Here is a 21,725-nt window from a genome sequence, read left to right as displayed (position 1 = left end):
AACGGTTCGATGGAAGCGTCCCGCTGCTATCGGGGGGACGCTTCCAGTTCCGTAGCTTGTCGAGCGGTCGATGGTGGTGAGCTACCAAGTACGACCGCATCCTGATCGCCAGTCATCGCGCACGCCTGTCGATCGATGCGCGATGCGTTCGTTGCGTCTATTCGACTGGCGCAGCGCCGACTGCGTTAATCGCGGGCGCATGCATTCGACGACGCGATCGACACGTGTTTTGGAAGGCCAGCAAAAGCCCACGTGCTACCGTTCCCGGACGGCCGGGGAAGCCGGAGGGGACGATGGAAAGCGTGGTGATGCTCGCGGTTGTTGCGGTGCTCGCGATACCCGTACTGCTGGTCCTGTTGCTCGCCTGGACCGTCGGCCTTCGTCGTCGAATGGCCACGCTGGAGGCGGAGGTTTCGTGGCTGCGACAGAGTGCGGTCGACGCTGCCGCATCGCCGAGCGCGTCGCCGGCGACTGACACCGCGTCGGCACTGCAACCGGAGCCGACGTTGTCCGAGCTGTTGCGACAGTCGGGATCCGCGAACGAAGTGCCACCCGCGTCGACTTCTGTACCGGCGCCAGCTCCGTTGCCCACACGCGCGACCACGCCGGCGGTTCCGGAACCCACGAGCGCTGCGGTACCGCCGCCGCTGCCGCCATTGCCGCCGTCGCTACCGGTTTCGCCAGCACCGCCGGCCGCGCCACGCCCGCAACCGGCGTACACGCGCAGCTCGCGCACCGACGAGTTGTTCGACACCGTCCGGCGCTGGTTCACCGAGGGCAACGTGCCGGTAAAGGTCGGCGTGCTCGTGCTGTTCGCCGGCGTCGCGGCCCTGCTCAAGTACGCCGTCGACCAGGGCAAGCTGCATGTTCCGATCGAGCTTCGCCTCGCCGGCGTTGCGATGGCGGCGATCGCAGGACTCGTGTTCGGCTGGCGCCAGCGTGAAGCTCGGCGTCCGTTCGGCCTTGCGCTGCAGGGTGGCGCGATCGGTGTGCTGCTGCTGGTCACGTTCGCTGCGTTCAAGCTGTATCACTTCATTCCCGCAGGTGCGGCATTCGCCATCAGCGTCGCGCTGGTCGCGGGGCTGGGCGTACTCGCGGTGCGTCAGGAATCGCTGGCGCTGGCGGTGCTGGGCGTGTTGGCCGGTTTCCTCGCGCCGATCTGGTTGTCGACGGGGCAGGGCAACCATGTCGCGTTGTTCGGTTACTACGCAGTGCTCAACGCCGGCATCGTCGCGATCGCATGGCGACGCCCTTGGCGTCTGCTCAATCTGCTCGGGTTCGCGTTCACGTTCGGCATCGGCAGCCTGTGGGGCGCCTTGCAGTACCGCCCCGAGGACTTCCGTACGACGGAGCCGTTCCTGCTGTTGTTCTTCGCGATGTACCTCGCGATCCCAATCCTTTACGCGGCGGCCAAAGCGCCACCGCAGCGGCGCATCTTCGACGGCAGCCTGATCTTCGGAACGCCGCTGGTCGCGTTCGTCCTGCAGGCGGCCATGCTTCGCGGCGATCGCATGGAACTCGCGTTCTGTGCGCTCGGGCTGGGCGCCATGTACGCGGCGCTGGCGGCGCTGCTGCGTCGGCAGAAGGCCTTCGCCGAGCTCATCGCGCCCTATGCGGTGCTCGCAATCGGCTTCTCGACGCTTGCTGTGCCGCTCGCGTTGTCCGCACGCGCAACGGCAGCGATCTTCGCGCTTGAAGGTGCAGGGCTGGTGTGGCTCGGGCTGCGACAGTCGCGGTCGCTTCCGCAGCTCGCCGGCCTTGCGTTGCAGCTCGCAGCGTTGGGCGCATTCGGCACTGCGTTCCATGTCGACGTGGTGGGGCCGGCAGTGTTCAACGGCACGTTCATGACGGCGCTGCTCATCGCGATCGGCGGCTTCGCGACTGCGGTGGCCGCGCGTCGTCACGAACAGAACGGCATGGCCGTCGGCGCCTATCTCTGGGGCCTTGCGTGGTGGTTGGGTGCGGCGCTGTGGGAGGTTGACCGCAGTGTCGATCCGAAGCACGCCGTGGACGCCGTGATGCTGGTCCTCCTCGGTACCGGCCTGCTCGCGGCCGAAGTCGCGCGCCGTCGCGCCGCTGGTGCGTTGCATCTCACAGCGTCTGCGTCGTTGCTGCTGCCGATCGCGTTCGCATGCTGGCAGGTCAACGAGCGCGGTCAGCCGCTCGCGGGCCTCGGCGCGATCGCGTGGGTGGTGGATCTCATCGTCGCCTGGCGCGTGCTGACCTGTCTGCGTGACGTCGGCTCGCGGGTGCGCGGGTGGACGCATATCGGCTGGCTCGCGTCCATCGCTTTGGTCTCGTCGCTCGCGCTGTTCCGCATCGCTCAGCAGGCCAACATCGGCGATGCATGGCTCTTCGCTGCGACCGCGCTGCCGTGGGTCGTGCTCGCCGCAGTCGCGCTGCTGCGACCGGAGCGCATCGCTGCGCCGTTCGGCGATGACTTCGAAGCATGGCGCGGCAACCTGCAGGCCATGCTTGCGCTCGTCCTGGGCGGCTTCTTCGTGGTCGGCCTGGTGCACGAAGGCTCGATGTCGCCATTGCCCTACGTTCCGCTGTTCGACGCCGTGGAACTCGTGCAACTCGTAGCGCTCCTGCTTGCATGGCTTGTATTGGCCGACGAACGCCTGATGCGGCCGTGGCTCGCGGGCGCGGCGTTCGTATTCGCCACATCGGTCGTGTTGCGTGCGGCCCACCATTGGGGCGGCGTCTCGTGGTCGACGTCGATGTTCTCCACGGGCCTGGTACAGACGTCACTCACGGTGCTCTGGAGCGTGATCGGCATGGCCGCATGGGTCGCGGGTTCGCGTCGACACCGTCGCGGGTTGTGGAAGGTGGGCGCGGTGCTGATGGCCGTGGTCCTCGCGAAACTCGTGCTGGTCGACCGTCAGTACCTCGGCAACCTGCTCGGCATCGGCTCGTTCATCGCCTTCGGTCTTCTGTGCACCGCGGTGGGTTATCTCGCGCCGGTTCCGCCCGGCGAAACGGAGGCGACGGCATGAAGCGCGCGATCGTTGCACTGCTGGCATGTGTCACGACGTTCGCCATCGCCGCGCCTGTCGACTACGCACGCCAGTGGCCCGTGGTGACGACGACGTCGGCCGGCGCCTACACGTTCGAGCTGACGCCTGAGGCCTACACGGTCGTTCAACGCGCTGACCTCGGTGATCTCGACGTACTCGACGCATCCGGCCATCCGGTGCCCGCCGATGTCGTCGCGCCGCCCGCGCAACCGACCGAGCAGCGCCGCGCGTTGCCGTGGTACCGCATGCCGGCACCCGGCACGACGTCCGGCAGCGACTGGCGAGTGATCGCCGAGGTCGATGCGGACGGTCGACTGCGTGGCCTGCGCTCGTCGACGGTGGAGAACGAACGCCCAGCGACAACCGTACTGATCGATGCCGCGGTGCTGCGCGAGCGGCCGATCGCGCTCGAGGTCACGTGGCGTCCCGCGACGAACTTCGACACCGGCTATCGCGTCGAAGGCAGTACCGATTTCGATCACTGGTTCGAGCTTGGGCGCGGTCGGCTAGTCGACCTGCGCGAAGGAGCGCACGGCCTGCAGATGCGGCGGCTCGCGATCGAAACAGGAGTCGAACACCCGCGCTTTTTGCGTCTGGTACCCGACGATGTGAGCCGTCCGCTGCCCGACATCACCGGTATCGACGCGATCTGGACCTCGACCCCCCAGCGCGCGCCGCTCTGGCGCACGCTCGCGCCACGCGCGAACGCCGACGGTTCACTCGAGTTCCAAGCCGACGGCCGCTATCCGGTGCGTTGGGTCGACCTCGACGGTTCCGGCAACGACGTGCGCACGTGGCGACTGCAGAGCCGCGACACGCCGCAGGCGCGATGGGTCGAGCGCGTGCCGTACTGGATGGTCTACCGCGTGGGCAACGGCCGTTCGCCAGCGCGCGTGTTCGACAGCCCTGTGCGGGACCGCTACTGGCGCCTCGTGCCGCAGGGCACGGGCGACGCGCCGTCGCTGAAACTCGGCTACCTGCCCGAGCGCGTGGTGTTCGTCGCGGGCGGGCGTGCGCCGTACGCGCTGGTCGCCGGGAGTCTGCGTAATCGCCGCGAGGCGCGGCCGGTGCAGGCCGTGCTGCGCGATACCGCAGAAGCAGCCGCGGTTGCCCGTCTCGGTGCGTCGACGGAGCGCGCCGGAAACGCGGCATTCGCGCCGGTTCGCGACTGGAAGACCTGGGGCCTGTGGGCGGTGCTGGGGCTCGGCGTCATCGCCGTCGGGACGTTCGCGCTGCGGGTCCTGCGCGAGCCGGCACGCACCGCCGACTGACGCGACACGTCGCAACGACGACAATAGGCGGCTTCGCCGACCGGCGACGGCCCGCCGTCCCGTGCGCGACCCGTTCCCTTCAAGAGACCGCCCATGTCCATCCTCCGCATGTCCGACCTCGACCTCGCCGGCAAGCGCGTGCTGATCCGCGAGGATCTCAACGTGCCGATCGCCGACGGCCGCATCACGTCCGAGCAGCGCATTACCGCCGCGTTCCCGACGCTGCGCATGGCGCTGGAGAAGGGCGCCGCGGTGATGGTGACGTCGCACCTCGGTCGCCCGAAGGAAGGCGTTTTCAGCGACGCCGATTCGCTGGCGCCGGTGGCGAAGCGCGTATCGGAACTGCTCGGCGTCGACGTGCCGCTGGTGCGCGACTGGGTCGCCGGCGTCGACGTGCAACCGGGCCAGATCGTCATGCTCGAGAACTGCCGCATGAACGTTGGCGAAGGCAAGGACGACGAGACCTTGTCGAAGGCGTACGCGGACCTCTGCGACGTGTTCGTCATGGATGCATTCGGCACCGCGCATCGTGCGCAGGCATCGACGCACGGCGTGATTCGCCAGGCCAAGGTTGCCTGCGGTGGCCCGCTGCTGATGGCGGAACTTGATGCGCTGGCGAAGGCGCTCGAACATCCGGCGCGACCGCTGCTCGCGATCGTCGCGGGTTCCAAGGTGTCGACCAAGCTCGAACTGCTCGGCAACCTCGTGCCGCGCGTCGATCAGTTGATCGTCGGTGGCGGCATCGCGAACACGTTCATTGCGGCGATGGGGCACAGCGTGGGCAAGTCGCTGGTCGAACGCGACCTCGTCGACACGGCGACGTCGATCATCGAACAGGCGAAGGCGCGCGGCGCGGAAATCCCGCTGCCGGTCGATGTCGTCGTCGCACCCGAATTCAATGCGAACGCGCCGGCCACCGTGAAAGCGGTCGACGCGGTGGGCGACGACGACATGATCCTCGACATCGGCCCGCAGACCGCCGCGCACTACGCGGAACTTATCCGCAGCGCAGGCACCGTGGTGTGGAACGGGCCCGTGGGTGTGTTCGAGTTCGATGCGTTCGGCAAGGGCACCGAAGCGCTGGCGCGTGCGATCGCCAGCAGCAATGCGTTCTCGATCGCGGGCGGCGGCGACACGCTGGCGGCGGTCGACAAGTACGGCATCGCGAACGACGTCTCGTACATCTCCACCGGTGGCGGCGCATTCCTCGAATTCCTCGAAGGCAAGACGTTGCCGGCAGTCGCTGCACTCGCGGCGCGTGGCGCCTGATGGCGACGCTCTTCTTCGACCTCGACGGCACGCTGATCGATTCGGCCGTCGGCATCATGCGCTGCGCGACCTATGCGTTCGAGAAAGTCGGCCAACCCGTGCCCGACGAGGCGACGCTGCGCACCTGGATCGGCCCGCCGCTGCGCGACAGCTTCGCGCCTTACCTGCACAACGACGAACGTACCGAGCAGGCGCTCGTGTACTACCGCGAGCGCTACGAAACGCACGGATGGGCCGAGCGCACCGTCTACGATGGCATTCCGGAAGCGATCGAAGCGCTGCATACCGCGGGCCACACGCTCGCTGTCGTGACCGCCAAGAACGAACCGCATGCACGCAAGATCATCGCGAGCCTGCCGTTCGGCCACCGCTTCGTCGACGTCATCGGTGCCACGCTCGACGGCCGCCTCAGCCACAAGCCCGAGCTCATCGCCGAAGCGCTTGAACGCCTCGGCGTTGCTGCGGGTGAGTGCACCATGATCGGCGACCGCCGCATGGATATGGAGGGCGCCGCGCATCACGACATGCGCAGCGTCGGTGTCCTGTGGGGCTTCGGAAGCGAGGACGAGCTGCGCACTGCCGGCGCTCGCGACCTCGTCCGGCAACCGGCCGACCTCGTACCGCTGCTAGGCTGAAATCGATTGCCGCTGGTGCAGTCGCACAGCCGTGCTAGGTTTCGGTGATCACCCGAAACCCGTTGCCGCATGAGCCACAAGACGCGCCGTACCAAGATCCTCGTCACACTGGGCCCGGCTACCGATGCGCCCGGCATGCTCGACCGCCTGCTCGAAGCCGGCGTCGATTGCGTCCGCCTCAACTTCTCGCACGGCGATCCGTCGGCGCAGGTTGCGCGGGCGCAGGCGGTGCGCGAAGCGGCGGCACGTGTAGGACGCGAAGTCGGCATCCTCGCCGACCTTCCGGGCCCGAAGATCCGCATCGAGAAATTCGAGAACGACCGTGTCGAACTGAAGGTCGGTGATCGTTTCGACCTCGTGGCGCGCGAGGACGCGCCCCCCGGCAACGCGAGCGAAGTCGGCGTCAGCTATCTCGGCTTGCCGGGTGATGTCGTGCCCGGCGACGTGCTGCTGCTCGACGACGGCATGATGCAGTTGCAGGTCGATCGCGTCGAAGGCGAGCGCATCATTTCGACGGTGCTCAACGACGGTGTGCTGTCCAATCGCAAAGGCCTCAACAAGCAGGGCGGCGGGTTGTCCTTGGGCGCGTTGACGCCGAAGGACGAAGAGCTCATCAAGATCGCGGCGCAGATCGGCGTCGACTTCATCGCGGTGTCGTTCTGCCGCAATGCGCAGGACATGCACGACGCGCGGCGCATCGCACAGGAGGCCGGCAGCAATGCCGCGCTGGTGTCGAAGATCGAGCGCACCGAGGCGATCGAGAACCTCGCCGAAATCGTCGAGGCCAGCGACGTGGTGATGGTCGCGCGCGGCGACCTGGGCGTGGAGATTGGCGACGCCGAGCTTCCCGGCCTGCAGAAGAAGATCATCCGCGAATCGCTGTCACGCGGTCGCGTGGTGATCACCGCGACGCAGATGCTGCAGTCGATGGTCGACAGCCCGATCCCGACACGCGCGGAAGTACTGGACGTCGCCAACTCGGTGATCGACGGCACCGACGCGGTGATGCTTTCGCAGGAGACGGCAGCCGGCAAATATCCGTTGAAGGCGGTGGAGGCCATGGCCCGCGTCTGCCTCGGCGCCGAGCGCCAGTTCTCGCACGACACCGATTTCGAAAAGGCACCGCGCGGCCTGGACCGCGCCGACCAGGCGATCGCCATGGCCGCGATGTTCCTGTCCGAGCACATCGGCGTGCGCTCGATCGTCGCGATCACCGAGTCGGGCGGCACCCCACGCTTTCTGTCGCGCTTCCGTTCGCCCGCGCAGATCATCGCGCTGTCGGGCGACGAGGCCGCACGGCGCCGGATGTCCTTGATGCGGGACGTCACCGCGCTGCCTTTCGAAAGCGCCGGCATGACGGCCGGCGTCGCGGCCCGCGCCTCGGCGAAGGTGCTGTTCGAGCGCGGCCTGCTGGAAGAGGGCGACCGCATCATCTTCACCAGCGGCGAGATCATGCAGCAGCACGGCGCGACCAATACGCTGCGCCTGCTGCAGATCGGGCCGAACGGCAAGGCGGAAGGGCTGGGCGACCTGTAGGCCGCCGATGAATGGGGCGCAATCGGAGCGGGTCTCGCGCTAATTTCGGTTGATCTAAGACCGGAGGCGAACATGAAACGGACCCTCATGCTGCTCGGACTTTCGATGGCCGGGCCGATGGCCCTCGCTGCCGACAACGGACCTGATGGACTTCGCGTCATAGGCCCCGACGCCATTGCCAGCGCCTGGACGCCGGAAGCGTCCGTCGCGCCTGTGTATCCGTCTCAGCTGGCGGACCGGGGCGTAACCGGATGTGTGACGCTGACCTACATGATCGGTTCGGATGGCCGAGTGTCGCGAATCAACGTGCTGGACGGCCGCGCAAGCGCACGGTCGCCGCTGGCAGCCCAGTTGGCGGTCGAGCGCTTTGCAGGCGCTGGCGCGACCGCGCTTTCGGTCACCCGCTTCGTGCCAAGCGGTGACGCGCAGCCGACGCTGACGGCTAGAACTCTCCATTTCGGCGAGACGCCCTCGGCCGAGTCGACCAGTTGCGAAGGCACCCGCACTGCGCGCCTGCTGGACGGCGGTAGCGAGTGGGCCGCACTGATTGGCGCGGCATACGAGCGCGACCACGCCGTCGATCGCAATGGATCGACTGGCATCCACGAATTCTCGCGGTCGCAGCGGGGAGGTCGTGCGCGCAACGGACTCGCCTTGGGACGGCACGACTGGCGTAATTCTGAGCCCGCCGACGGTGATCACGGGCGGGCGCTGATCGCGACGCTGCCGCGTGTTGCGGCCTTTACGGATATGACCAGGCGAAGGCCGCGAGCAGCGCGTACTAGGCCTCTGCGCCTCGGGGACATCCTGCGAATCGAACATGGACCTAGAAAAATGATGTGGAAAAGGCTCGTTCCGATTGCTCTTGCGGTCGTGTCTGCGTCGACCGCGTCGACCGCGTCAGCCGAGCAGCCGGTATCGGGGCCGACGCCGATAGTCGTTGCGCCTGAGCAACTCACGAACTATTGGTCTCCGGCTTCGGGACTCACGCCGGTCACCTATCCGCCCGATCTCGCCTCCCGCGGGACTACCGGTTGCGTGACGCTCGCCTACACGATCGGGTCGGACGGTCGCACATCCGACTTCCATACGTTGGATGCCGACGCCAGCGTCCGTTCGCCGCTCGCGAAGCGCCAAGTCATCGAGCGGTTCGCACAGGCTGCGGCCGGCGCGGTCGCGCAGTGGCAATTCGCGCCGGTCGGTGAACGCAAGCCGACGATTACCGCCACCACGGTCCAGTTCGATGGCAAGGCCGCGAGCTCCCCCGATGCGTGCAAGGACGGCGACATTGCACTCGCGCTTCGAGATGGAGAGCGCTTCGAGGACGTGCTTCGAAACCTTTACGAGGCGAAAGCGCGCTTTTGGACGCAAGGCCAGCGCGCGCAGCAGCCGAGCCAGTTCATCCGCTGACGCATCTCGCACCTGCTCCTACGCCCGGCCGTCTAGCGCCCGGCCAGCCACTGAAATCGTAGTCACCGCGGCCGGTATAATGCCGGCCCCCGATTCCAGCGCGCCAAGGACCCCATGAGCATCGAACAGCTTGCCGAGACCGCCCAGGCGATGGTCGCCCCGGGCAAGGGCATCATCGCGATCGACGAGTCCAACGCGACCTGCGCCAAGCGCTTCGCGGGCGTCGGCATCGAGAACACCGAAGAGAACCGCCGCGCCTACCGCGAGCTGCTGCTCACGGCGCCGAACATCGGCCAGTACCTCTCGGGCGCGATCCTGTTCGACGAGACGATCCGCCAGTCGACCAAGGACGGCACGCCGTTCACCCAGGTCATGATGGCCAACGGGATCATCCCGGGCATCAAGGTCGACAAGGGTCCGGTGCCGCTGGCCGGCTTCCCTGGCGAGGTCGTGACCGAAGGCCTCGACGGCCTGCGCGCGCGCCTCGAGGAGTACTACCGCCTCGGCGCGCGCTTCGCGAAGTGGCGCGCGGTGATCAACATCGGCGACGACATCCCGACCGGCACCGCGATCGAGGCCAACAGCCACGCGCTCGCCCGTTATGCCGCGCTCTGCCAGGAGCAGGGCCTGGTGCCGATGGTCGAGCCGGAAGTCATCATGGACGGCAGCCACGACATCGACACCTGCTACGAGGTCACCGAAGTCGTCCTGCGCTCGCTCTTCGGCGCGCTGTACGAGCAGAACGTCATGCTCGAGGGCACGATCCTGAAGGCGTCGATGGTCATCCACGGCACCGAATCGGCCGAGAAGGCATCGATGGAGGAAGTGGCCGCGGCCACGCTGCGCTGCCTGAAGTCGACCGTGCCGGCCACGCTGCCGGGCATCGTCTTCCTGTCCGGCGGCCAGTCCGACAATGACGCGACAGCACACCTGAACGCGATGAACGCGGCCGGCCCGCATCCGTGGCCGTTGTCGTTCTCGTACGGCCGCGCCATGCAGCAGGCCGCGCTCAAGCTGTGGAGCCAGGACATGCACGGCAACTACGGCAAGGCGCAGGAAACCGTGTTCGCCCGCGCCCGCGACAACGGCCTGGCCGCGCTCGGCCAGTGGCAGTCGGCCGCGTAACCGATCGCTCCCACGTTGTCTGGAGACGCCGGCCACGTGCCGGCGTCTTCGTTTCAGGCGGCCGTAGCGCGTCCGTTGACGTCGCCTGCGCAACGCCGACGTTCCAACCGCGTCACGCCACCCAGTACCGATGACACGGGTCGTAACACATGGGCTCGATAGAATTCCCGGTCCCCCCGTTGTTCGGATCCGCATGCGATCGATTCTGGTGTTCCCGGCCCTCGTGGCAGCCCTGGCCCTGACGGGCTGCGGTGACCGGGCGAACGCCGCCAAGGACGGCAGCAGCAAGGGCGGCGGCGACCGCCCGATCACGGTGACGACCGAAGTCGTCCGAACCCAGCCCTTCGTCGACACGCTGCAGGCGCTCGGCACCGTGCGCGCGCGCGAGTCGGTGACGGTTACCGCCAGCGTGTCGCAGAAGGTGCAGACGGTGCACTTCGACAGCGGCGACACCGTGCGCGCCGGCGCGCCGTTGATCACGCTGGTGGGCGACGCCGAGGCGGCGCAGCTGCGCTCGGCCGAGGCCGCGGCGAAAGAAGCGAGTGACCTCTACAACCGCCAGGCCTCGCTCGCGACGCAGCAGCTCATCGCTCGTTCCCAGCTCGAGACCCAGCGCGCCGTGCGCGACGCCGCGATCGCCCGCGTCGCGCAGATGCGCGCGCAGGCAGCCGATCGCGTCATCCGCGCCCCGTTCGCTGGCGTGGTCGGCCTGCGCCAAGTCAGCCCCGGCTCCTTGGTGACGCCGGGCACCGCGATCACCACGCTCGACGATCTCGGCACGGTCTTCGTCGACTTCCCCGTGCCCGAGACGCAACTCGCGCAGGTATCGGCGGGTGAATCGCTGAGCGGCCACGCCGCCGCGTATGCCGGTCGCCGTTTCGACGGCACGGTCGCGACGGTCGATGCGCGCGTCGATCCCACCACCCGCGCCGTCACCATCCGCGGTCAGTTTCCGAACGCCGACCACGCGCTCAAGCCCGGCATGCTGATGCAGGTGGACGTCGCACGAGCCGAGCGCCAGGCGCTGCTGATTCCGGAGATCGCGGTGGTGCAGGTCGGCAACGACTCGTACGTGTATCGCGTGCGCGACGGCAAGGCCGAACGCGCCGACGTGAAGCTCGGCACGCGCACCGATGGCCGCGTCGAGGTGCTGTCGGGCATCGCGGTCGGCGACAGCATCGTCGTCGACGGCACCGGCAAGCTGAAACCGGGCGCGAAGATCAGCGACGTTTCCAAGGCGCCGCGCGGCAAGGCCGCGTGACCTGCGCCGGGCGCGCAATGCCCGGCATTTCCCGACGCCCACGCACCGGGTGTCCTCCGACGCCGCCGGCACGCGGGCGCGACGAGCCTGAGCCTTCGCGATGAATCTGTCCGACCTGTCGATCCGCCGTCCCGTGTTCGCGACCGTGATGAGCCTGCTGCTCATCACCCTGGGCGTGATGGCCTTCAGCCGCCTCACGCTGCGCGAATTGCCGGCGATCGATCCGCCCGTTGTGTCGGTGGACGTGAGCTACCAGGGTGCGTCGGCGAGCGTGGTCGAAACGCGCATCACGCAGGTGCTGGAGGACGCGCTGTCGGGCGTCGAGGGTGTCGAGTCCATCGATTCGCGCAGCGTCAACGGACGCTCGTCGATCTCGATCGAGTTCAAGCTCACGCGCGACATGGAAGCCGCGGCGAACGACGTGCGCGATGCGGTGAGCCGCGTGGTCGATCGCCTGCCCGACGAGGCCGATGCACCGCAGATCGCGAAGGTCGAGAGCGACGCCGACCCGATCATCTGGCTCAACATGAGCAGCAAGTCGATGAACACGCTGCAGCTGTCGGACTACGCCGACCGCTACATCGTCGATCGTCTGGCAGCGCTGGAAGGCGTTGCGCAGGTCCGCATCGGCGGCGAGCAGCGCTATGCGATGCGCATCTGGCTCGACCGCGACGCGATGGCCGCGCGCAACATCACGGTCAACGATGTCGAAAGCGCGCTGCGCGCCGAGAACGTCGAGTTGCCGGCGGGCCGCATCGAATCGCAGACGCGCGACTTCACCCTGCGCGTGGCACGCAACTACCAGAAGCCCCAGGACTTCGCGCAGATTCCGCTGAAGAAGGGCGACGATGGCTACGTCGTGCGCCTGGGCGACATCGCGCGCGTCGAGCTGACCACCGCCGAGCGCCGCGCGTACTACCGCAGCAACGGCGAGAACAACATCGGCCTCGGCGTCATCAAGACGTCGACCGCCAACAGCCTAGACGTTGCACGCGCCGCGCGTGTCGCGGCCGACGAGATCCGTCCGTCGCTGCCGCCGGGCACCGATATTTTCGTCGCGTTCGACACCACCACGTTCATCGATGCCGCGGTCGATCGCGTCTATCACACGCTGGCGGAGGCGATCATCCTCGTGCTCGTGGTGATCTGGCTATTCCTCGGCAGTTTCCGCGCCGCGTTGATTCCAGCGGTGACGGTGCCGGTCTGCCTGATCGCCGCGTTCATTCCGCTGTATGCATTCGGTTACTCGATCAACCTGCTGACGCTGCTCGCGCTGGTCTTGTGTATCGGCCTGGTGGTCGACGATGCGATCGTCGTGCTCGAGAACATCCAGCGTCGATCGGATCTGGGTGAGCCACGCCTCGTCGCCGCTGCGCGTGGCACGAAGCAGGTCGCGTTCGCGGTCATCGCGACGACCGCCGTGCTGGTGTCGGTCTTCCTGCCGATCGGCTTCATGCAGGGCAATACCGGCCGACTGTTCCGTGAGTTGTCGGTGGCGCTCGCCGGCGCGGTCGCGCTGTCGGCATTCGTCGCGCTGACGCTCACGCCGATGATGTCGTCGAAGCTCGTGCGTCCGCATAGCGATGAAAAATCGAATCCGGCGACGCGGTTCGTGAACACGCGGCTGGAAGCGGTGAGCGCGCGTTATCGACGCTTCCTCGACACCACCGTCGAACGCCCGTGGATGTTCGGCCTGCTGATGCTGGTCGCGCTGGCGGCGAGCTTCGCGCTGTTCAAGGTCGTGCCGAGCGAGCTTGCGCCCGCGGAAGATCGCGGCTTCTTCCAGGTGATGATCACCGGGCCTGAAGGCGCGGGCTTCGACTACACGGTCGGGCAGGTGCAGCAGGTCGAGAAGATCCTCGCGGCGCGTACCGGCAACGGCAAGACGATCGCGCGTTACAACCCGCGTGTTCCGGGTGGATTCGGCGCGAGCGAGGAAATGCACACGGGCCGTATCTCCGTGTTCCTGCAGGACTGGGACAAGCGCACCACCAGCACCGCGGACGCGGCCGACAGCCTGAAGAAGGAGTTCGCGAAACTTCCGGGCGTCAAAGTCGCCGCGCAGGTGAGCGGTGGACTCGTGCGTTCGCGCGGGCAGCCGGTGAACATCGTGCTCGGTGGCCCCGACTACGCGCAGCTGGTGAAGTGGCGCGACGCGTTGCAGGCGCGAATGGAACAGAACCCGGGTTTCTTCGGCGTCGACTCAGACTACAAGGAGACGCGTCCGCAGATGCACGTGGAGATCGACCACGGCCGCGCTGCGGATCTCGGGGTTAGCGTCACCGACATCGGTCATGCGCTCGAAACGATGATGGGCAGCAGTCGCGTCACCACGTTCGTGCAGAACGGCGAGGAGTACGACGTCATCGTGCAGGCCGACCGCGTCGCGCGTGCGTCGCCGGCGGATCTCGAGCAGATCCAGGTGCGTGCGCGCGATGGTTCGCTGGTGCCGCTGTCGAATCTGGTGACGCTGCGCGAAGTCGCCGAGCCGGGTAGCCTCAATCGTTTCAATCGACTGCGTTCGATCACCCTCAGCGCCGGCCTGTCGCCGGGCTATCGCATGGGCGACGCGATCAAGTTCCTCGACCAGGCGGTCAAACAGGATCTTCCGCCGGAAGCGCAGATCGACTGGAAGGGCGAGTCGCGCGAATACCAGCAGGCCGGCGGCGCCGTGGTGCTGACGTTTGCGCTCGCGCTGCTCGTCGTATTCCTCGTGCTCGCCGCGCAGTTCGAAAGCTTCATCCATCCGCTGGTGATCATGCTGACCGTGCCGCTGGGCGTGCTCGGCGCGCTGCTCGGCATCTGGATCACGCACGGCACGCTCAACCTCTTCAGCCAGATCGGCATCGTCATGCTGGTCGGCCTCGCGGCGAAGAACGGCATCCTGATCGTCGAGTTCGCCAACCAGTTGCGCGACGAAGGCCGCACGATCCACCAGGCCATCGTGGAAAGCGCGAGCGTGCGCCTGCGGCCGATCCTGATGACCTCGATCGCGACGGTCGTCGGTGCGGTGCCGCTGGTGCTCGCCGGCGGACCGGGTTCCGCGAGCCGCGCGGCGATCGGCGTCGTGGTGATTTTCGGCGTCTCGTTCTCGACGCTGCTCTCGCTGTTCGTCGTCCCCGCGTTCTATGTGCTGCTCGCGAAGTACACCCGATCGCCCGAGGCGGTCAGCCATGAGCTCGAGGCCTTGGAAGCCAGTACGCCGCAGGCGGGTGGTCACGCCTGACCGGTTCATCATCGTCAGCCCGGAAGGGTTGACGATGGCCGGAAGCACTTCCGTTTTGCGTTGGAGCCCCCTTATGATCGGCGTCACAAAAGTGTAGCCGTCGTCCCGCTTTGCGGGCGTGGTGTGTCGCCTACAGGGGAAAAACTCGATGCAAGGTAAGAAGCCGGCCCGCGCGGCCCGCGCTGGAACGTCGCGTGTTATTCGCATGGCGCCGGTTGCATCGGCGATCCGCCACGCCCTCGCGGCATCGGTCGCAGCGGTCGCGCTTGCCGGCCCGGGCATGGCCCTCGCGGCGCCGGCACGCATGTCGACGAGCTATAGCGCGCCGGCCGCATTCGTCCCGACTTACCCCGTTCACGACCTCACGCGTGTTTCCGCCGTGCAGGCTCCCGCCTTCAACTCTTTGGTGCCGCCCCCGCAGACGGGCGACACCGTCGTCGATAACAACGTGCCCGTTACGTATGCGGCGGCTTCGGGGTACACGGTCGGGGTGGACGGGTACGCCAGCGGCGCAAACGTCCACATTAACAATACCGGCGACATCACGATCGATTCGGCGTACGCCGGGTCGGCGATCGGCGTAGGCATCAGTGGCAACGCGGTGGATGGAGGCGTCGCGATCACGAACTCGGGCGCCATCGCGCTCGGTGCCAGCACCATCAATTACGCGTCGCTTGGCATCGTGGGCATCGCCGACGCAGTTGACATTGCGAACGTAGGCGCCATCGCCGCGAACGGGCTTATGCAGGCCACCGGCATCTACACGGTCGCGACTGATGCGGTGTCGATCAACAACGGCGGCGATCTGCAGATCAGTTCCGCCTACGCAACCGCCGACGGCATTTTCGCGAGCGCTGGCGACGTGGACGTCACGAACTCCGGGTCGATTCGCGTGTCCGGCTACAACTGGTCCGCGGGCATTGAAGCGCAGGGCACCGATGGGGTGACCGTCGACAACAGTGGCGCAATCAACTCGCATGCGACGCAGTACGCCTACGGCGTACAGAGCAGCGCGTTTGGCATATACGCCACGGGCGGAGCCGGCCAGGCGACGGTGACCAACTCGGGAGCGCTGGACGTTTTGGTGGATGCCTACGGGCCTGGCGCGGTGGCGACGGGCATCAGCGTGCGGGCCGGCACTGGCGGCGCAGTGGTGCAGAACCATGGCGACGTCACGGCGAACGGTTACTACGCCAACGGCATCGACGTGCGCTCGTACGGCACAGCCCTGGTGACGAACGAGGGCACGCTGGCCATTGGCAGCGTCAACTACACGCTTGAGGCCACGGGTATCCATGCCTCGGCCGGCTACGACGGAGCTCACGTCGGTGTCGTCAATTCCGGCGACCTGACCGTAGATGCATTTCTTAGCGGTACCGGCATCGAAGCGATCGCCACCGGAGCGGGCAGCACGGTCGACGTGTCCAATAATGGCGCGATCGCGATCAATACCTTGTCGAGTCGCTCCGCCACCAACGGCATCGTGGGTTCCGGCGATGCGGCAACGACGGTGACCAATAGCGCGAGCGTGGACGTCTTGGGTCACGGCACGCTCGAGGGCATTGTCGCCGAGTCGGTCATCGGCCCTGCAACGATCGTCAACAGCGGCGATGTATATGTCGCGGCGCCGACGGTCGGTGGCTATCACTACACGACGGGTCTGGCGGCGATCTCGAACGGCGGCACGGCTCATGTCGACAACACGGGCGCGGTCAGCGCCTACGGCGGTTATTTCGCGACGGGCATCCATGCCGATGGCCTGGCCGGCGCGAGCGTCACGAACGACAGCGCGGTCGCCGCGTATGCAGTGCGCGGCTACGGCATAGACGTCCACGCCGATGCCGGTGACGTGTCGATCGCGAATGGCGGAAACGGTTCCATCTATGGCGGGGGCGCGATCGCCTTCGGCGTGTCGGCTCGTTCGACGCAGGGGGATGTCGCCATCGACAACGCCGGCGCGATTCAAAGTTATGGCTCTTACTTCCCGTCGGTTGGTGCGCGCGGCAACTCGACCTACGGCGACGTTAGCCTGACCAATACCGGTGATATCACTTCGATTGGCGTCGGGAACTATTCGAACACCAGTGCCGAGGCGGTAAGGCTGACGGCCACCAACGGTGACGTTCACGTCGATAACAGTGGCACGATCAACGGAGTCGGCTACTTCGGCGCTTACGGCGTGCGTGCGCGGGCCCTGGCGGGTGATGTTGGTTTCGACAACAGCGGCAGCCTCTACGCGCTGGGTGTGCAGGGTGACGCGATCGGTGCGTTCGTCCAAGCGGGCGACACTGCGACGCTGACGAACACCGGCGACGTGCAGGCGTACTCGCGAGACGGGCTCGCCGCAGCGCTCGTGGTGCAGGCGATCGATGGGATCGCTCTGACCAACAACGGTGCGATCACAGCACAGTCCAACAACGGCGGCGCCATCGGCATGTATCTCGGCGCCGCGAATGTTGCGATCACCAATGACGGGCCCGTTATCGTCACGGGCTATGGCAACGCCACTGGCATTGCAGCCTTGGGCGACAGCGTCACGATCAATAGCAGCGGTGATTTCCAGGTCAGTTCCGCGTACGCAACGGCCGACGGCATTTTCGCGAGCGGCGGCGACATCGCCGTAACGAATTCCGGATCGATGCGCCTGTCGGGCTACAGCTGGGCTGCCGGCATCGAAGCGCAGGCGACGGATGGCGTGAGCGTCGACAACAGCGGTGCAATCAGCTCGCAGGCGACGCAGGGCGGGCTAGGCAATGCGTTTGGCGTGTACGCAACGAGCGGAACTGGTCTGGCGACAGTGACCAACTCCGGCGCAATTGATGTCTCGGTCGTCGGGGCTTACGGCATCTACAGCTCGTTGGCGACGGGCATCAGCGTGCAGGCCGGCACTGGTGGCGCAGTGGTGCAGAACCATGGCGACATCATCGCGAACGCTTATTACGCCAACGGCATCGACGTGCGCTCCGACGGCATGGCATCGGTGACGAACGACGGTGCGTTAACCATCGGCGCCACCTACTACTCGCTTGTGTCCACCGGCATCCACGTCTCCACTGGGTACGACGGGGCGAATGTCAGTATCGTCAACGCGGGCGACATGAACGTCAACGCGTTCTGGAACAGCACTGGCATCGAAGCCATTGCGACGGGGGCAGGCAGCACAGTCGACATATCGAATACTGGCGCTATTACGGCCAACACGCTGTCCTCCCACTACGCGACTACCGGCATCATCGGGTTGGGTGATGCGGCAACGACGGTGACCAATAACGCGAGTGTGGACGTCTTGGGTCACGGCACGCTCGAGGGCATTGTCGCCGAGTCGGTCATCGGCCCTGCAACGATCGTCAACAGCGGCGATGTATATGTCGCGGCGCCGACGGTCGGTGGCTATCACTACACGACGGGTCTGGCGGCGATCTCGAACGGCGGCACGGCTCATGTCGACAACACGGGCGCGGTCAGCGCCTACGGCGGTTATTTCGCGACGGGCATCCATGCCGATGGCCTGGCCGGCGCGAGCGTCACGAACGACAGCGCGGTCGCCGCGTATGCAGTGCGCGGCTACGGCATAGACGTCCACGCCGATGCCGGTGACGTGTCGATCGCGAATGGCGGAAACGGTTCCATCTATGGCGGGGGCGCGATCGCCTTCGGCGTGTCGGCTCGTTCGACGCAGGGGGATGTCGCCATCGACAACGCCGGCGCGATTCAAAGTTATGGCTCTTACTTCCCGTCGGTTGGTGCGCGCGGCAACTCGACCTACGGCGACGTTAGCCTGACCAATACCGGTGATATCACTTCGATTGGCGTCGGGAACTATTCGAACACCAGTGCCGAGGCGGTAAGGCTGACGGCCACCAACGGTGACGTTCACGTCGATAACAGTGGCACGATCAACGGAGTCGGCTACTTCGGCGCCTATGGCGTGCGTGCGCGCGCGCTGGCCGGTGATGTCGGTTTCGACAACAGTGGCAGCATCTACGCACTCGGTGTCCAGGGTGACGCGATCGGTGCGTTCGTCCAGGCGGGCGACACTGCGACGCTGACGAACACCGGCGACGTGCAGGCCTATTCGGTCTACGGCAACGCGACATCGGTCGTCGGTCGTGCAACGAACGCGATCGCGCTGACCAACAGCGGCGCGATTGGCGCGCAGTCGTATTACGCGAGTGCGGTGGGTCTCGATCTTGCCGCTGCGAATATCGTCGCGACGAACGTAGGATCGATCGATGTCACCGCTTACGACCAGGCGATGGGCATCGCGGCGGTCGGTGATGGCGTTACCGTCAGCACCAGCGGCGATCTGACGGTTAACGGCGCGTTCGCCTACGGCGCGTATGCCAGTGGCGCCACGGCCGGATCGTTCACGAACTCCGGTACCGCAACGATCACCGGTGATTCGGCGATCGGCGCGTTCGTGACCAGCGACGCCAGCGCCAGCGCGACGAACACGGGCACGCTCGGCGTATCCGGTGCCAGTCGCGCATTCGGCTTCGACGTCAGCGGCGCCGGGAACGGGGCTGCAATCAACAGCGGCACGCTGCAGGTGGATTCGCAGGACACGGCGATCGGCATGCTCGCCGACAACCAGGGCGGCACCACGGCTCGTAACAGCGGCGCGCTCACGGTGAACGGCGACCTGCTTGCGATGGGCATCAACGCGTTCGGCTACGGCAGCACGACGGTCGCGACGACCGGCGGCGCGATCACCGTGTCGTCCTCTGCAGGCGACGCTTACGGCGTTGTGGCCGGCAGCGGTGGTTCGCTGACGATCGACAACGCGGCTCCCATCAGCGCCACCGCTTACGGCATCGCCGACGGCATCCTGGTGCAGACCTATGCGGGTGCGAGCGTGCTCAACCGCGGTGCGATCACCGCGTTGTCGAACTACGGCACCGCGACGGGCATCGATGCGACGGCCTACGGCGCGCTCGCGATCGAGAACCGTTCGACGATCGACGCACAGGCTTACGGCGTCGCGACCGGCGTCGCGATTGCCAACGGGCCGGGCGCAGCGTCGCTGCTCAACAGCGGCACGATCTCTGCCACGTCGAGCACGGATGAAGCCATCGGCGTGCGCGCCGGCGGGGCAGGCAGCGTCGTCATCGACAACCGCGGCCTGATCACCAGCGCGAGCGATACCTCGGCCGTGGCGGTGAGTTTCGACACCGCGGGCACGCTGCTCAACTCCGGCACGTTGTCGCCGGTCGCGGACGGCGATGCCGCCATCGCGGTGCGCGGCGATGCGGGCGTGCAGGACATCCGCAACAGCGGTTCGATCACCGGGGCAGTCATCACTGGCGCGGGCGACGATGTGTTCGTCAACAACAGCGGCGGCACATGGACGGTCTACAACGCGTCGACCGACTTCGGTGACGGCAACGACACTCTGGTCAACGCGGCAAACGCCAACCTCGTGCTCGATGGCGGCTCCATCGCCTTCGGTGCGGGCGACGACAGCCTGACGAACGCAGCCGGCGGCACGCTGTTCCTGAGCGGCGGCACGATCCGCTTCGGCACGAGCACGACCGGCAACACGTTCGCCAACGCCGGCACGCTGCGCATTCTCGACAGTGGCGTGATCGACATGGGCGCCGCGAACGCGAAGGCGTTCACCAATACCGGCCTGATCGACATGGCGAACGGCAGCCCGACGGACACGTTGACGCTGACCGGCAACCTCGCCGGCGCCGGACGTCTCGCGGTTGATCTCGATCCGAACGGTGGCGGCGCCGATCATCTCGTGGTGAACGGCAACGTGGTGCCGAATGCGGTGCAGACGGTCGATGTCTACTTCACCGGGCTGCCGTCCGATGGCGCGGTCACGCCGACCGAATTCGCACGTGTCAGCGGCGATTCGACCGCGGGTTCGTTCGTCGGCGGCCAGCTGATCGGTTACTCGCCGGCGGACTTCCTCGACCTGCGCGTCGGTGTCACCAGTTCGCTCTCGCCCAGCAACGCGGCGCCCGACATCTTCTTCGTCGGCCTCGACATCGCGGGCCTCAACACGGCCGGCGCGCTTGCGGCGACCGTCGCACCGGCGGCGCACAGCCTGATGAGCGCGCAGGTCGGCACCTGGCGTGAGCGCATGGGCTTCAACCCGTCGCTCGACGAAGGTCGCGTCGGGCTTGGCCCGTGGGTGCGTGTGTTCGGCGAGCACGGTCGCGTGGCGCCGGAGAATCTCGGTACCACGATGGGTTCATCGGGCGATCTGCGCTTCGACCAGTCCACGCACGGCACGGAGGTGGGCTTCGATGCGCATGTCGGCCGCGGCGTGCACCTCGGTGTGCTCGTCGGCGAGGCGGATTCGAGCGAGACCCTCGTCGCGAAGACCGGCACCGATCACCTGCGCGGCGAGACCTCGGGTGTCTATGGCAGCTGGTTCGGTACGAACGGGAGCTACGTCGATCTCTCGTATCGCTGGAACAGCTTCACCGCGAAGATGAATTCGTCGGCCGGCCCGCAGAAGACGCGCGGTGATGGTTCGGCGTTCAACGTCGAAGCCGGTCTCGGCGGCCTGTCGTTCGCTGGCGTCAACGTCGTTCCGCAGGCGCAGTACACGCGCACCACGATCGACAACATCGATGCGGTCGATGGCGCGACGGCGGTGTTCTCGGCCGACGGTGGCCGGTCCACCCGCGCGCGCCTCGGCGTCGAGTTCAACACGCTGCTGCACAGCGGTGCGGTGACGTGGATGCCGTACGGCGCACTCAGCGCGGTACGCGAGTTCGATGGCGAGACGTCCTACGACATCGACAGCGTCTTCAGCGGCACGACGACCACCGAAGGCACCAGCGCGAAGGTGAACCTCGGCGTTGGCATGCAGTACCACGGCATCAGCGTGTCGGGCGGCGTGGACTGGACGGACGGCGGTGCGCTGCAAGACTTCCTCGGCGGCCAGGTGATCATGCGCTACACCTGGTAATGCTCCGCGGCCGGCGGATCAGTCCGCCGGCCGAGGGCTTTCGA

10 protein-coding genes are annotated in these 21,725 nt (G+C 66.8%); all 10 read left to right on the top strand.

The genetic code is table 11. The features are described from left to right. Positions 1-293 precede the first annotated feature (293 nt). The 10 genes from ACVWZN_RS08815 (at position 294) to ACVWZN_RS08770 (ending at position 21,681) form a co-directional block, all read left to right on the top strand. Positions 294-2,999 (top strand): DUF2339 domain-containing protein, encoded by a 2,706-nt coding sequence (locus tag ACVWZN_RS08815; RefSeq protein WP_456953479.1) that lies wholly within the window; start codon positions 294-296, stop codon positions 2,997-2,999. Beyond that, the gene (locus ACVWZN_RS08810; RefSeq protein ID WP_456953478.1) at positions 2,996-4,291 is read left to right on the top strand and encodes a DUF3999 family protein; all 1,296 of its coding nucleotides are present in this window, start codon (positions 2,996-2,998) and stop codon (positions 4,289-4,291) included. Before ACVWZN_RS08815 ends, ACVWZN_RS08810 begins: the two co-directional genes overlap by 4 nt. A gap of 93 nt (positions 4,292-4,384) precedes the next feature. Continuing rightward, complete coding sequence (locus ACVWZN_RS08805) at positions 4,385-5,560, top strand: phosphoglycerate kinase (RefSeq protein ID WP_456953477.1); 1,176 nt, start codon at positions 4,385-4,387, stop codon at positions 5,558-5,560. Next, positions 5,560-6,195 carry an HAD hydrolase-like protein gene (locus ACVWZN_RS08800; protein WP_456953476.1) on the top strand — a complete coding sequence of 212 codons (636 nt, stop codon included), beginning with the start codon at positions 5,560-5,562 and terminating at the stop codon, positions 6,193-6,195. Before ACVWZN_RS08805 ends, ACVWZN_RS08800 begins: the two co-directional genes overlap by 1 nt. Positions 6,196-6,264: 69 nt before the next feature. After that, on the top strand, positions 6,265-7,731 hold the full coding sequence (pyk, locus tag ACVWZN_RS08795; protein WP_456953475.1) for a pyruvate kinase: 1,467 nt from the start codon (positions 6,265-6,267) through the stop codon (positions 7,729-7,731). 72 nt (positions 7,732-7,803) lie between these two features. Then, positions 7,804-9,141, top strand: coding sequence for a hypothetical protein (locus ACVWZN_RS08790; RefSeq protein ID WP_456953474.1), 1,338 nt, complete (start codon positions 7,804-7,806; stop codon positions 9,139-9,141). 114 nt (positions 9,142-9,255) lie between these two features. After that, positions 9,256-10,266, top strand: coding sequence for a class I fructose-bisphosphate aldolase (locus ACVWZN_RS08785; protein WP_456953473.1), 1,011 nt, complete (start codon positions 9,256-9,258; stop codon positions 10,264-10,266). A 202-nt stretch (positions 10,267-10,468) separates the two neighbouring features. Further along, positions 10,469-11,527, top strand: coding sequence for an efflux RND transporter periplasmic adaptor subunit (locus tag ACVWZN_RS08780; protein ID WP_456954739.1), 1,059 nt, complete (start codon positions 10,469-10,471; stop codon positions 11,525-11,527). Between the two features lie 100 nt (positions 11,528-11,627). Then, entirely contained in the window at positions 11,628-14,753 is a 3,126-nt protein-coding gene (locus ACVWZN_RS08775; RefSeq protein ID WP_456953472.1) for an efflux RND transporter permease subunit, read from the top strand. Between the two features lie 205 nt (positions 14,754-14,958). After that, positions 14,959-21,681 (top strand): hypothetical protein, encoded by a 6,723-nt coding sequence (locus ACVWZN_RS08770; RefSeq protein WP_456953471.1) that lies wholly within the window; start codon positions 14,959-14,961, stop codon positions 21,679-21,681. The last annotated feature ends 44 nt before the right edge of the window (positions 21,682-21,725 follow it).

This window comes from Lysobacter sp. HA35, from assembly GCF_054061195.1.
The sequence above is the reverse complement of the archived record's forward strand: the minus strand, read 5'-3'. Positions and strand labels throughout refer to the sequence as shown.